At 48.4% G+C, this 14,196-nt stretch carries 13 protein-coding genes and 1 pseudogene; 11 read left to right on the top strand and 3 right to left on the bottom strand.

The features are described 5' to 3' along the window. The first annotated feature begins 46 nt into the window (after positions 1–46). On the top strand, positions 47–712 hold the full coding sequence (locus KI350_RS18700) for a DJ-1/PfpI family protein (protein WP_020450506.1): 666 nt from the start codon (positions 47–49) through the stop codon (positions 710–712). Between the two features lie 29 nt (positions 713–741). On the opposite strand, the pseudogene KI350_RS18695 reads toward KI350_RS18700, so the two are convergent. Together KI350_RS18695 and folE2 are read right to left on the bottom strand one after the other, a co-directional pair. Continuing rightward, positions 742–1,018: pseudogene (locus tag KI350_RS18695) on the bottom strand (ArsR/SmtB family transcription factor). A 135-nt stretch (positions 1,019–1,153) separates the two neighbouring features. Next, positions 1,154–2,056 carry a GTP cyclohydrolase FolE2 gene (folE2, locus tag KI350_RS18690; protein ID WP_023855779.1) on the bottom strand — a complete coding sequence of 301 codons (903 nt, stop codon included), beginning with the start codon at positions 2,054–2,056 and terminating at the stop codon, positions 1,154–1,156. A gap of 132 nt (positions 2,057–2,188) precedes the next feature. Between folE2 and KI350_RS18685 the strand changes: the two genes are divergently transcribed. The 9 genes from KI350_RS18685 (at position 2,189) to KI350_RS18645 (ending at position 12,588) form a co-directional block, all read left to right on the top strand. Then, complete coding sequence (locus KI350_RS18685) at positions 2,189–3,301, top strand: NAD(P)/FAD-dependent oxidoreductase (protein WP_065644545.1); 1,113 nt, start codon at positions 2,189–2,191, stop codon at positions 3,299–3,301. Beyond that, the gene (locus KI350_RS18680) at positions 3,295–4,968 is read left to right on the top strand and encodes a nucleoside recognition domain-containing protein (protein WP_065644546.1); all 1,674 of its coding nucleotides are present in this window, start codon (positions 3,295–3,297) and stop codon (positions 4,966–4,968) included. The genes KI350_RS18685 and KI350_RS18680 overlap by 7 nt, the downstream gene beginning before the upstream one ends. A gap of 65 nt (positions 4,969–5,033) precedes the next feature. Continuing rightward, entirely contained in the window at positions 5,034–6,236 is a 1,203-nt protein-coding gene (locus KI350_RS18675) for a GTP-binding protein (protein ID WP_065644547.1), read from the top strand. A gap of 181 nt (positions 6,237–6,417) precedes the next feature. After that, a complete protein-coding gene (gene bioW / locus KI350_RS18670; RefSeq protein ID WP_020450511.1) occupies positions 6,418–7,188 on the top strand; it encodes a 6-carboxyhexanoate--CoA ligase in 771 nt (256 codons plus the stop codon). Next, the gene (gene bioA / locus KI350_RS18665; RefSeq protein ID WP_065644548.1) at positions 7,185–8,531 is read left to right on the top strand and encodes an adenosylmethionine--8-amino-7-oxononanoate transaminase; all 1,347 of its coding nucleotides are present in this window, start codon (positions 7,185–7,187) and stop codon (positions 8,529–8,531) included. Before bioW ends, bioA begins: the two co-directional genes overlap by 4 nt. Next, positions 8,521–9,672, top strand: coding sequence for an 8-amino-7-oxononanoate synthase (gene bioF / locus KI350_RS18660; protein WP_065644549.1), 1,152 nt, complete (start codon positions 8,521–8,523; stop codon positions 9,670–9,672). Before bioA ends, bioF begins: the two co-directional genes overlap by 11 nt. Beyond that, positions 9,669–10,376 (top strand): dethiobiotin synthase, encoded by a 708-nt coding sequence (bioD, locus tag KI350_RS18655; protein ID WP_020450514.1) that lies wholly within the window; start codon positions 9,669–9,671, stop codon positions 10,374–10,376. The genes bioF and bioD overlap by 4 nt, the downstream gene beginning before the upstream one ends. Then, the gene (gene bioB, locus KI350_RS18650) at positions 10,373–11,374 is read left to right on the top strand and encodes a biotin synthase BioB (RefSeq protein ID WP_065644550.1); all 1,002 of its coding nucleotides are present in this window, start codon (positions 10,373–10,375) and stop codon (positions 11,372–11,374) included. The genes bioD and bioB overlap by 4 nt, the downstream gene beginning before the upstream one ends. Before the next feature lie 17 nt (positions 11,375–11,391). Beyond that, positions 11,392–12,588 carry a cytochrome P450 gene (locus tag KI350_RS18645; protein ID WP_065644551.1) on the top strand — a complete coding sequence of 399 codons (1,197 nt, stop codon included), beginning with the start codon at positions 11,392–11,394 and terminating at the stop codon, positions 12,586–12,588. A gap of 37 nt (positions 12,589–12,625) precedes the next feature. On the opposite strand, the gene KI350_RS18640 is transcribed toward KI350_RS18645, so the two are convergent. Continuing rightward, complete coding sequence (locus tag KI350_RS18640; protein WP_020450517.1) at positions 12,626–13,456, bottom strand: ion transporter; 831 nt, start codon at positions 13,454–13,456, stop codon at positions 12,626–12,628. 164 nt (positions 13,457–13,620) lie between these two features. Here KI350_RS18640 and KI350_RS18635 point away from each other — a divergent pair, with 164 nt between their 5' ends. Further along, on the top strand, positions 13,621–14,043 hold the full coding sequence (locus KI350_RS18635) for a MerR family transcriptional regulator (RefSeq protein WP_035336978.1): 423 nt from the start codon (positions 13,621–13,623) through the stop codon (positions 14,041–14,043). The last annotated feature ends 153 nt before the right edge of the window (positions 14,044–14,196 follow it).

Genomic DNA, 14,196 nt, shown 5'->3' with positions numbered 1-14,196 from the left:
TATCGTAGGTTTTGCAAGAATAAAAGAAAAATTGAGGAGGAAAACAATGAAAAGAACGAGAGGATTCAGACTTGGCGTGTACATTTTCAAGGATGCTGAAATCATCGACTATGCCGCCCCATACGGAGTGTTTTCAGTGGCGAGGAGGCTCGATCCTGAACTGGACGCCTTTCTTGTGGCGGATGCGATGAAACCGGTTCAGACGCAAGCCGGGCTTACCGTTCATCCGAATTACAGCTTCAATGACCAGCCAGATATGGATGCTTTCTTAATTCCGGGCGGTTTCGGTACACGACAGGAGACCAACAACAAACGGCTGCATCAGTTTATCCGCTCTCTCCCTGAGTCGACGCTTTTGGTGAGCGTATGTACAGGTTCATGGATTTACGGGCGCATGGGGCTCTTAGACGGGCTTTCCGCCACAAGCCGGAAAGAGCCGGATCGGCTTGAGGCGTCAGAGATGGGGCAAGTACCGATCGACCGCTTGGCGGACATCGCGCCGGCCTGCCGCGTCAGCCGGGCGAGAATCGTCGACAGCGGACGGATCATCACCGCCGGGGGAATTGCTTCAGGCATGGAAATGGGCTTTCACTTATTGAGAAGAGCGGGCTATGATGAAAGCTTCATAGAAGAAACAGCGCGTGTTATGGAATATCAAGAGGGGTACAGCCAGTATCAGGATGATATTGAATACGTGCGGAAAGAGAAATAAGTCGAAGCTGCCGGGGAGAACCCGGCAGTTTACAACGGTTCGTCTGCCTGTAAAACGATTTGAAGCAACCCCGGAAAACGGCTGTCCAAGTCCTCTAGGCGAAGCCTAAATAAACCGTTGTGTTCTTTCTATTCTTGTATGAATGACTCCCGATTCCCTAAGGACTTTAAAGTGATGAGACAGGGTTGATTTTGGAATGGGAACGTTAACAGCGCTGCACGATTGTTCGCCGGCTTCTGCAAGATTTTTTATGATTTGAAGTCTGATTTGATCACTGAGGGCGTAAAGAACAGCGGATAAACTGATGTCAGGGCGGTTTGTCTGTTTGCATCGGTATTATACATTTTTTCAATGCTCCTGTTTAAAAACAGCCGGGCGCTGAATCAATCAAAAACTGCATAAGGATCGAGGCTGCCGGAAAAACCGGCAGCTCTTTTTAATTCATATTTTGGAAAACGACAGCCGCGCCACGGCATCATGCATGTGAATCGATTCTTCGTTCCGGCATTCGATCTCAAAGGCGGAGATCCAGTTCATTTCGTATAAGTCGGCAGCCGTTAAGCGGATGACGTCTTCTACAAATCTTGGATTTTCATAAGCCTGTTCAGTCACTCTTTTTTCGTCGGGCCTTTTTAAGACGGGATGGAGCTTTGCGCTTGCGTTCGTTTCCGCTGCGGCAAGAAGCTCGGTTTTGAAATCGTCCGGCATCTCCGCCTGCTCATTGATATGTGCGGTGATCTTGATTATGCCGCGCTGGTTATGGGCGCTGTATTCGCTGATTTCTTTTGAACACGGGCAGAGCGTCGTCACATGGGCCGTGATGCCGACGGTTTGTGAAAAGCCTTTGTTTTCATGATAAGAGACTGTCATATGGATATCGGCGTGCATCAATCCTGACAGTTTGGTTTCCGGGCTAAGGCGCTCGAAATACCATGGAAAACTGACAGAGACGGATGCGCTTTGCTGTTCCATATTGTCGGCTAAATCCTTTGCAAAATCTTTCAGTGTATGGACATCAATCGTCCAGTTTGCTTCGTGATAGCGCTGCAGCTGTTCTGTCAGGCGGCTCATATTGATTCCTTTGCGGCCGCGCGCAAGGCTCGTCGTAAAGGAAAAAGCGCCGATCGTCGTTTGTGTAAACGGCTTGAGCGAGGATGCAATCAAAATCGGATGCGAAACGTTTGAGACACCGACATGGTCAATGTCAAAAAAATAGTCGTTCGGTGTATTTTGAATATCCTTCATCTGTTCTTTATCGGTCGGTTTTATTCCTTTCACGGCTTCGACAGATCCGAAGCGGCGGTGGCGTTCGGGTTTTGCGGGCAAATGCAGTATACGTTCCATTGATGAGACCCCTTTCTGTAGTAAATCGAAATAGTTCCTATTTATTTTGAGGGAATGCTGTGATAAAATCAAGTGGTCATGTCTAAAGCATGCAAATTAAATCGAAATGATTTCGTTTAGGGAGTGGTTGTTTTGCAGCATAGCGAAATCGTCATTGTTGGAGCGGGACCCGCAGGTATTGGAATGGGAATCGTTCTGAAAAAACTCGGTTTTCAATCGTTTACGATTTTGGAAAAAGACCGTGCAGGAGCTTCATTTCGAAGCTGGCCTGAAGAAATGAAACTGATAACACCGTCCTTTACCGGGCAGGGATTCGGGGCTTTGGATTTAAATGCTGTTGCTCCGGGAACATCCCCTGCCTTTACTTTTCACCGCGAGCACTTGAGCGGGCAGGAGTATGGAGATTATTTGGCGCTTTTGGCCGATCATTTTCAGCTTCCAATTCAAGAAGGCACATCGGTTCGCAGTGTTCATAAAGACGATGGCGGTTTTTCAGTTGAAACTAATAAAGGCATGATGACGGCCAAAGACGTTATTTGGGGAGCCGGTGAATTCCAATTTCCGAAATATTCGTTTCATGGTGCAGAGATTGGCATTCACAACAGCAAGGTCGCCAGATGGAGCCAATTTGAAAAAGCCCATTATTACGTGGTAGGCGGCTATGAAAGCGCGATGGATGCGGCGGTTACACTGGCGTCCTATGGCAGCGATGTGACGGTTGTGATGCCGAATTCGCTCAGCGAAAACGCTGAAGCCGATCCAAGCCGGTCGCTTTCACCTTATACATGGGAGCGTCTTGAAGATGCGTATGAAAAAGGGAAGGTTCAGTTTTTGGAAAAAGCCCTGGTAGAGAAACTGGCGAAAAACGGACCAGCCTATGATTTATATTTGTCAGACGGGAGGAAAATACGCTCGGAAACACGGCCGATTATCGCGACAGGCTTTCATTCCGGGGCAAAACAAATCGAGCATTTGTTTGAATGGAGAGAGAACGGCAAACCGCTTTTAACGAATAAAGATATGTCGACCGTGACGGACGGTCTTTATTTAATCGGGCCGAGCGTTCAGCACCAAAACGCCGTCTTCTGTTTCATTTATAAATTCAGGCAGCGATTCGCCGTCATCGCCGAGCATTTGTTGGAGAAACGAAAGTTTTCGATCGATGAAAAGGTGCTGACAGAATACAGGGAAAATCAAATGTTTCTCACGGATTTGAGCTGCTGTGAGGTGCAGTGTGAATGCTGAAAGAGCCAACGCGGCGGCAGCGCATGCTCTTCATCGGACTCGAATCGGTCGGGAAAACAACGCTTTTTTCCGCGATCACAGATCAGAGAGCAGGCGAAGCAGCCAATGTGAAAGGATCGACGATATTTGCGGCTGAACGGGAGATCAAAAGCCTTCCGGGCTGGCAAGCCATTGATACACCGGGCATTCGGGAGGATGACAGCGTGTCGAAAAGAGCGCTGAAAAAAGAGATCGAAAAGGCCGATGAGGTGGTTGCCGTCTTGCGCGGCACCCATTTTTCAGAAGAGCTGAACGCGGTCTTGGACCTGATTCCGCCGGATGCCAGGCGCGTCTGCTTTATCGTTACGTTTCAGGATAAAATGACGGACGCCATGCGCCGGACGCTTTCTGAGCAAGTGGCCAAGCACAGTCTCCCGGTCCTGTTGGTTGATACGAGAACTGTGACAGACGATAAAAAAGAGCATATCATCGCTTTTTTAAGAAAAGAGGCTGAATTTCATCCGCTGAAACGGAAACGGATGAAACAGATTGAACTTGAAAGTGTGGCTGTTCAGCAGTTTGTGTTTCATCGTCCCGTAGTTGGGCCTGTTGTGAGCACTGCACTTTTATGTTTGTTATTTATGGCGCCGATCATATTGGCTTATCATACATCAGAGTGGATGCAGCAATACGCGGACGAATGGGCGGTTGAACCTCTCCAAAATGCGGTCGGAGGCTTGCCGTCATGGCTGAGCGCGGCATTGGCGGGGAATTATGGCCTGTTATCCCTTGGCATTTACTCGTTTGTTTGGGCGTTTCCTGTCGTTTTGTTTATGTCTATAGCAAATGCGGCAGCAGATGATTCGGGTTTAAAGGACCGGATCGTCGATTCACTGGACCCGCTGATGCGGAAGATCGGTCTGAACGGCCGCGATTTAGTTCCGCTTTTGACCGGATTTGGCTGCAATGTCGTTGCCGTTCAGCAGACGCGGTCGTGCAGCATGTGTACGAGAAAGCGCTGTGTATCATTTATTTCTTTCGGATCAGCGTGCAGCTACCAAATCGGCGCGACGCTGTCGATTTTTCATGCTGCGGGAAGGGAGTGGCTGTTTATCCCTTACCTCGCTGTTCTTGTTGCCGCAGCAGCCGCTCATAACCGGATATGGTATCGCATTGATCAGAAATGGGCCGCTTACTTCGAGCGCCGGCAAACGTTTTTACAGATGCCGTCCTGGAAAGGGATCGTTTTTCGAGTAAAAGAAGTGCTCCAGCAATTTATCTTTCAGGCGATGCCGATCTTTCTCATCATTTGCCTGGCGGCGACAGTATTGAATGAACTCGGTGTCATCCGTCTTGTGACATTGCTTGTCTCGCCTGTTTTAAGCCTGTTCGGTGCTCCGGAAGATGCGGCGCCGGGCCTTGTTTTTTCTCTGATCAGGAAAGACGGTATTCTCTTGTTCAATGAAGGGAATGGAGCGCTTCTTGATGTGCTGCCGGGGGCAACGCTCTTTCTGCTCATTTACTTGGCATCAACCTTTACTCCATGCATGGTGACGGTTTGGACAATTGCCAAGGAACTGGGGATGAAAACGGCGGCAGCCATTATGGGAAAACAGATGGCCACTTCAGTCGTGTCAGTTTTGATCATCATGATCATCTGGAAGCTGACACTTTGCATTTTTAAATAAATTGTGGTGAAATAAAATATAAATCGTAATAATTACGATTTGATAAGAGGAAGGAGAATGAAAAAATGAGTAAAAAGATTCCTGTAACAGTGTTAAGCGGATACCTGGGGGCGGGTAAAACGACGCTGCTGAATCACATATTGCAAAACCGCCAAGGGCTGAAAGTCGCCGTTATCGTTAATGACATGAGCGAAGTCAACATTGATGCCGGGCTTGTCAAGCAAGGCGGTGGCCTGTCGAGGACGGATGAAAAGCTGGTCGAAATGTCAAACGGCTGCATTTGCTGCACACTCAGAGAGGATTTGCTTGTTGAAGTCGAAAAACTGGCGAAGCAAGGAAATATTGATTATATCGTGATCGAATCGACTGGTATCAGCGAACCGATCCCGGTCGCTCAGACATTCTCTTACATCGACGATGAATTGGGCATTGATTTGACCCGGTTCTGCCGCCTGGACACAATGGTCACGGTTGTCGACGCCAATCGTTTTTGGCACGATTTTCAGTCGGGGGACAGCCTGCTGGACCGGAAAGAGGCTGTCGGTGAAGAGGATGAACGCGACATCGCCGATCTGCTCATCGATCAAATCGAGTTTTGCGATGTGCTGATTTTGAATAAATGCGACCTTGTCTCTGAGGAAGATCTGAAAAAGCTTGAGAAAGTGCTGAAAACGTTGCAGCCTAAAGCAAACATCATCAGAGCGGTCAAAGGAGAGGTCGATCCGAAGGTCATCTTAAACACCGGTCTCTTCAATTTTGACGAAGCAAGCGGTTCAGCAGGCTGGATCAGGGAATTAAACGAAGGACACCACCAGCATACGCCTGAGACTGAAGAATACGGAATATCTTCGTTTGTATACGAAGCGCGCCGTCCTTTTCATACCGAGCGGTTTTATAACTGGATTCATTCGCTGCCGGAAAACGTCGTCAGGGCGAAAGGAATCGCCTGGTGTGCGACGCGCAACAGCCTTGCCCTTTTGATGTCGCAGGCAGGCCCATCCGTGTCGCTGGAACCGATCTCTTATTGGGTGGCCGCGCTGTCCAAGGCGGAACAGGAGCAAATCCTCAGACAGAATCCAGAGCTATTAAAAGAATGGAATGAAGAATTCGGAGACCGCCACACAAAGCTCGTCTTTATCGGATTGGATCTGTCCCCGTCAGAAATTACCGCCGAAGCGGATCGATGCCTTTTGACAGATTCGGAGATGGCGGACGACTGGTCGCTTTTATCTGACCCGTTCGATTGGCAGATTGAAAGAGCTAGATAAATGAATTTCCACATTAAGACAAAAGAGATATCTCTTTTGTCTTTTTTTATTTCAAACAAACCGGTGTTTTGTACACCATGTTGACATATCAGGAAAGGAATACTAATATTTTATTGTAATGTTAACTTAAATTATTTATAGGTTAACATATGAGTGCGGTGTTTAGAGGGGGGATGAAAGCATGAAGGGAGAAGCGTATTACAGTGTGAGAATGAGAGCCTCCGAGAACGGTCCCCATGAAGAGGGGGGAAAACACATATCCGGAGGAGAGCGGCTTGCGCCTTTCATCGGTGTAAAGGATGCCGTCAGCGATTTATTGGAAAAAGCATTGTCTCATTCGCGGGGCAAGCCGGACTTTATGCAAATTCGCTTCGATCTTGTAAACGAACCGATAAAGTTTGTCCAGCCTCTGCGCATTGAAACGAATGAAACAAAATCAGCGGAAGAAGGACAAGCGCTTGCCCGTGAGCTGATCAGCCGCGCCGGCGTACCGAAAAACGCGGTAGACAAAGCGTTTCAAGGCATTGCCGAATACTCGGACGTAAGGGGCGCCGTTTTGTTTGACATTCATTCAGGCCGGAGGATTGACGGAAGAAAACAAAAAGGAGTGCGCGTCTCACGGCTCGATTGGCCGGAAGCCGATTTTCAAATGTGGGCGGCTTTGTGCGGAATGCCGCCGAATCCGCGGTTGAAAGAGGCGCTTGCCATCGCTTCTAAGGTATGTGAGCATCCGGCTGTCGTCGCCGAATTATGCTGGTCAGATGACCCTGATTACATAACGGGCTATGTTGCCGCTAAAAAGCTGGGTTATCAGCGGATAACAAGGATGAAAGAGCATGGAGACGAGAGCGGCTGCCGGATTTTTTTTGTTGATGGATTAACAGATATCAAGAGCTGTATAGACGGCTTGGAAAAACAGCCTGTATTCATTCGGTCGGGAGGTAAAACATGAATCAATCATTCGTTGAAAAAAGCAAAAAATATCTTTGGCTGCCTTTTACCCAAATGAAAGACTATGACGAAAACCCGCTGATCATCGAAAGCGGGGAGGGCATCAAACTGAAAGATATCGACGGCAGGGAGTACTATGACGGATTTTCTTCAGTATGGCTCAATGTCCACGGCCATCGCAAGAAGGAACTGGATGAAGCCATCAATAAACAGCTCGGCAAAATCGCTCATTCGACATTGCTGGGGATGACAAATGTTCCGGCGACAGAGCTTGCCGAGGTGTTAATCAAGATCACACCGGAAAAGCTGACGCGTGTTTTTTATTCGGACAGCGGCGCTGCAGCAATGGAAATCGCGCTGAAAATGGCCTTTCAATATTGGAAAAACATCGGCAAGCCGGAGAAACAAAAATTCATTTCGATGAAAAACGGCTATCACGGCGATACGATCGGCGCTGTCAGCGTCGGTGCGATCGAGCTCTTCCACCATGTATACGGGCCGCTTATGTTTGAAAGCTTTAAGGTAAATGTTCCTTACGTATACCGCTCGAAAAGCGGCAACCCGGACGAGTGCCGCGATGAATGCCTCGCAGAACTCGAACGGCTCCTGAGCGAGCGGCACGGTGAGATCGCCGCGCTGTCGGTCGAATCGATGGTCCAAGGGGCATCGGGGATGATCGTGATGCCTGAAGGATATTTGGCAGGCGTCCGGGAGCTTTGTACGAAATATGACGTTTTAATGATTGTCGATGAAGTGGCGACAGGATTCGGCCGAACCGGGAAAATGTTTGCCTGTGAGCATGAACGTGTTCAGCCTGACTTGATGGCGGCTGGAAAGGCCATTACCGGAGGCTATTTGCCGATCGCCGTCACTTTTGCGACAGAGGAAATTTATCAGGCATTTTATGATGACTATGACAAACTGAAAACGTTTTTCCACGGCCATTCGTACACGGGGAACCAGCTTGGCTGCGCCGTTGCTCTGGAAAATTTGCGCCTGTTCGAATCGGAAAAAATCGTCGCTCAAGTTGCGGAAAAGTCGAAAATACTGGAATCGCTTTTTCATGATCTTGCAGCGCTCCCTCATGTCGGCGACATCCGCCAGCTCGGTTTAATGAGCGGGATCGAACTCGTTCAGTCGAAAGAAACGAGGCAGCCTTATCCGCCTGAAGAGCGAATCGGATACCGGGTGTCTTTGAAAATGAGGGAGCTTGGCATGCTGACGAGGCCGCTCGGGGATGTTATCGCATTTCTTCCTCCGCTCGCCAGCACCGCCGATGACCTGAGCGCCATGGTGTCCATTATGAAAGAAGCGATTCAAGAGGTTACAGGCCGTGCCCATTGACGAATGGCTCAGCAGTCGGCTCGCCAGGACGAAGGCAGCCGGGCTTTACCGCTCGCTTAAACCGCCTCAAGCTGTCGCGGAAGCGAAACGTACGAATTGGGCGTCAAACGATTATTTGAGCCTGGCGAACGACAAACGGCTGATTCACGCCGCAGAAACGGCGCTTCGCCGCTTTGGAGCCGGGAGCACAGGGTCAAGGCTGACGTCCGGCAATACCGAATGGCATGAAAAACTTGAGCGGAAAATCGCCGGTTTTAAGCAGACAGAAGCCGCTCTCTTGTTTTCAAGCGGATATTTGGCCAATATCGGCGTGCTTTCGTCTTTGCCTGAAAAAGGAGACGTCATATTAAGCGATCAATTGAACCATGCGAGCATCATCGACGGCTGCCGCCTTTCAAAAGCTGATACGGTTGTTTACCGCCACACGGATATGAATGATCTTGAAGAAAAACTCCGCACCGCACAGAGCCGTGCTCGCTGTTTTATTGTGACAGACGGCGTGTTCAGCATGGACGGCACAATTGCACCGCTTGACGAAATCATGCTCCTTGCCAAGCGGTACCGGGCCTTTGTCATCGTTGATGATGCCCACGCAACAGGGGTTTTGGGAGATGCCGGCAGGGGAACGGGCGAGTATTTCGGCGTCTCCCCAGATGTTGTGATCGGCACGTTAAGTAAAGCTGTAGGCGCGGAAGGCGGCTTCGTCGCGGGCTCTAAAGCATTGATCGATTTTTTGCTGAATCATGCGAGAACGTTTATCTTTCAAACGGCTGTCCCGCCCGCAAGCTGTGCGGCGGCATGCAGAGCTTTAGACATCATTAAAGACATCCGGGATAAACGCCGGCTTTTGCAATCATCGGTGACCACGATCAAACGGGGTCTCGAGGATATCGGGTTTACGGTCAAGGGAGAAGATACGCCGATCATACCCGTTATGATCGGAGACCCTCAAAAAGCCGTTCGATTTGCAAACGGCCTCAAGGAGAAAGGGATTGAGGCCCCGGCCATCCGCCCGCCGACTGTTGCGGAAGGAGAGAGCCGAATCAGGCTGACCGTCACCGCAGATCGCAAGTTAAGAGATATTGAAGCTCTATTAGAGGGGTTTAAATTAGTGGGAAGAGAGTTGAACTTGGTGAAATGAAGGGTTTTTTTGTAACGGGAACTGATACGGGAGTAGGGAAGACGTTTATCGCTTGCGGCCTTGCCGCTTTGTTGAAAGAGCAGCATGTTGATGTCGGCGTGTTCAAGCCGTTTTTGAGTGGAGAGCTTAGCAGCGATCCGCAGAGTGATACAGCACTTTTGAAGAACAGCTCTGAAACATCTCTCGCTGATGAGGAGATCACACCTTTCGTGTTTAAAGAGCCGCTTGCACCTTACACAGCAGGGAAGCTCGAAGGGAGGACCGTCGGGCTGGAAGATGCCGTGAACCATTGGAAAAAGATTAAGGATCGGCACGATTGCTTCATTGTTGAAGGGGCAGGCGGGATTGCGGTGCCGCTCGGAGAGGATTATTTCGTCAGCGACTTGATCAAAGCGCTCGATTTGCCGGCTGTCATTGTGGCTCGTCCCAATCTTGGAACGATCAACCATACGTATTTAACCGTCCAATACGCGAAACAAATGGGGATACGCGTGATCGGCATCGTGATCAACGGCATCAGCAGCCGGCCCGGACTTGATGAACAGACGAATCCGGACATGATTGAAAGATTTTGCGGTGTGCCGCTCCTCGGCGTTACGCCGAAGCTTGAAGACGTTTCACCAACACAAATTCACCACATGATCAAGGAGCATGTCGATGTTTCCTTGATTATGAATCAAATGCAAATGGGGGCAGAAACATGAATCAGTGGATGGAACTTGCAGAACGGGTGATGGATGGCGGAGAAGTAACTGAAAAAGAGGCGCTTTCCATCTTGGAATGCTCGGATGACGACGTTCTCCTGCTTATGCATGCTGCATTTCAAATCAGAAAACGCTACTTTGGAAAAAAAGTAAAGCTCAATATGATTATGAATGCAAAATCCGGACTTTGTCCGGAAAACTGCGGCTACTGCTCGCAGTCTTCGATATCAAAAGCGCCGATCGACAGCTACAGGATGGTCGACAAAACGACCCTGCTTGAAGGTGCAAAGCGTGCGCACGATTTAAATATCGGAACGTATTGCATCGTGGCGAGCGGCAGAGGCCCGTCCAACAGAGATGTCGATCAAGTGGTCGGCGCCGTTAAAGAAATTAAAGAAACGTACGGCTTAAAAGTCTGTGCATGCCTCGGACTGCTAAAGCCCGAACAGGCCGAGCGGCTGAAGGAAGCCGGAGTGGACCGGTACAATCACAACATCAATACATCAAAAAGCAATCATTCAAACATTACAACGTCCCACACGTATGATGACAGAGTAAACACTGTGGAAACAGCCAAAAAATCCGGCATGTCCCCATGCTCGGGCGTCATTGTCGGGATGAAAGAGACGAAGCAGGATGTCGTCGATATGGCGAATAGCTTAAAGGCGCTTGATGCAGACTCAATTCCGGTTAATTTTTTACATGCGATCGACGGAACTCCGCTGGAAGGGGTCAATGAATTAAATCCGCTTTATTGTTTAAAGGTTTTGGCTTTGTTCCGCTTTATCAACCCGACAAAGGAAATCCGTATTTCAGGGGGGCGCGAAGTCAACCTCCGCTCCTTGCAGCCGCTGGGGCTGTATGCCGCCAATTCGATCTTCGTCGGAGACTATTTAACAACGGCAGGGCAGAATGAAACAGAGGACCATAAGATGCTCCATGATTTAGGATTTGAAGTCGAATCGGTGGAAGAAATGAAAGCCAGTTTACAGCGGTAACACGGGGGAGATATAACATGACGACAGAACTGCACGAGGCAGGGCCGCGTCTGAAATCGGATTCGGATTTTTGGAGAGATCCATATCTGTTTTACGATAAACTGCGTTCCGTTCATCCTGTATATAAAGGAACCGTTTTAAAGCATCTGGGATGGTATGTCACCGGATATGAAGAAGCGGCGGCGATTTTGAGGGACGCGGTATTTAAAAACCGCGTTCCTCTCCCTGAAGCCTCTACAAAATATGAACAACTTCACGAATTGCAGCGGAATATGATGCTGTTTCAAAATGAGTCTGGCCATAAGCGGATGCGGACGATTGTCGGCAAAGAATTCATGCCGCAGAAGACGGCATCTTTCCGTCCTGTTATAGAAGAAATCGTCCATGAATTGCTCGATCAGCTTGAAAACAAGAAGATGGCGGACATGGTATCCGAATTCGCCTTTCCTTTGGCAAGCCTTATCATTGCCGACATGCTCGGCGTCCCCGCAGAGGAGAGATATCAATTCAGGCAATGGACGGCGGATCTCATTCAAACGATCGATTTGACCCGCACACGAAAGGTGCTGGCAAAAGGCGGGGATACCGTTGCCAAGCTGACGGCGTATTTTAAAGATTTGATTGAAAAGCGAAAAGCTCATCCTTCTCAAGACCTGATCAGCACATTCGCCGGTCATGAGCAGCTCGCCGAAGATGAAGTTCTTGCGACGTGCATTCTGCTTGTGATTGCCGGGCACGAGACGACGGTCAACCTTTTGACGAACGGATTGTTTTTGCTCATGAACCATCCCGGCCAGCTCAGCGCGCTGAAAGAAAATCCGCTGCTGATTGAGTCAGCCGTTGAAGAATGCCTGCGCTATGAAAGTCCGACACAGCTGACAGCGCGCACCGCGTCAGAGGACTGTGAAATCAACGGGAAGATCATTAAAAAAGGAGAGCACGTATACATCCTTTTAGGCGCCGCCAACCGCGATCCGAAGATATTTCAAAATCCGCATGTATTTGACATCACGAGAAAACCGAATCCGCACCTTGCCTTTGGAGCCGGTGCACACGTATGTTTAGGCTCGGCATTAGCTCGGCTAGAAGCGCAAATTGCCATTCCCGTATTGTTGGAGCGGCTGCCTAAGTTGAAGCTTGCTTCAACAGACGTTCCATTTCGCAGGTTAATCGGCTTTAGATCGCTGGCTGAGCTGCCTGTCATCCTCAATTAAAGACAAAAAAGGGCTGGCTTACAGGTGCCGGCCCTTTTTAATCTTTCTTTTCATTTTGCGTGATATAGGTTTCCAGAAGCGCTTTTAATTCTTTAACCTCCGCGCGCAGTTCTTTGATTTCTTTTGTATCCTCTTTCAGCTCGCCTGTCTCATCTTCTATTTCCTGAGAAATTTTTTGTGCATTATTCACGATTTCCCCGACGATCAAGTTGATCATAATGAAAGTCGCAATAATGATAAATGAAACGAAATAGAGCCATGACCAGCCGCTCTCGGCAAAAATCGGCCTGAATATGCCGCTTGCCCACGATTCGAGCGTAAAGGTTTGGAACAGTGTCAGAAGGCTGAGCTGCAGGTTGCCGAAGTATTCCGGCGCGATAGCAGAAAAGAACATCGTACCGATGACGGCGTACACATAAAAAATGATGCTCATCAGAATAATGACGCTGCTGATAGTCGGAATCGCCATAAACAGCGCATTGACGATCCTTCTTAATGAGGGAACGGAAGTGATCGTCCGCAGCACCCGCAGCACCCGGAAGATACGGAGAACGCTGACGAAATTCGTATTGTAAAGAATCAAACTGCCGGCGACGATTACGAAGTCAAAAACGTTCCAGTTGTTTTTAAAAAAGTGCTGTTTTTGAACGAATAGTTTAAGAGATAGTTCGATGACAAATATCGTTAAAAACAAACAATCCACAATAAAAAATACTTTTTGATAAGGTTTAAAGAAAGCGTAAGTTTCCAAACCGATCGAGATGGCATTCAACACAATGACCGTCGTTATGAATGACTGAAACAGCCGGCTTTCAATCAATGCCGAAACTTTACTTTGAACTGAAAATCGATTTTGATGAGTGTTCACTCTGATTATTTGTCCTCCTGTTTATTTGTCCATTTCTATGATACGTTACAGCAGCAGGATGATGTCAAGTCAGTTCTTTTTTTTGTATCGAAAAACTTAACGTTTACGTAAAAGTATAATGGTAGTATAATAGAAAAGAAGAAAAATCTCGGGGGGATATGGACGTGGAGTGGATGAAGATTGATCAAATGGCCAAGCGAAGCGGCCTGACGAAAAGAACGATCCGCTTTTACGAAGAAATTGGTCTGCTTTCTTCACCGAAGCGGACGGAAGGCGGTGTCCGTCTTTACTCTGAAGACGATCTTGAAGAGCTTGAAAGAGTGATCAGCGCGAAGGAAGTGCTGGGATTCTCGCTGCAGGAGCTCCAGCAGTTCATGGAAACGGGCAAGCACTTGGAGATGAATAAAGAAGGATACCTTTTATCGCTGGACAAACGGGAACGAAAAGAAAAGCTCGAAGACATTCAGAGGATGCTGAATGAACAGATGAGAATGATTGATGAAAAGATTGAAAAATTTCAATCATTCAAGAAGCGCTTGGAGGCTATGCAGGCAAAAGCCGAGAATGCGCTTGAATCAATTGATTAAACAAGAAAAACGCTATTTTTATAGCGTCAGCTTGTAGAGAAACCTATGTTTTTCTACAAGCTTTTTTGTTTTAAATGGTTTTGATGTGTTTTGTCATCTTTATAAAAGAAATAGAAAAAGTCCTCCCACACCCCTAGCCTAGCTTCGCTAGGT

Origin of the sequence: Bacillus sp. J41TS8 (genome assembly GCF_018333035.1) — a bacterium.
GTDB lineage: Bacteria > Bacillota > Bacilli > Bacillales > Bacillaceae > Bacillus > Bacillus paralicheniformis.
Note: the sequence above shows the minus strand (reverse complement) of the source record. Positions and strands in the feature narration are given on the sequence as shown.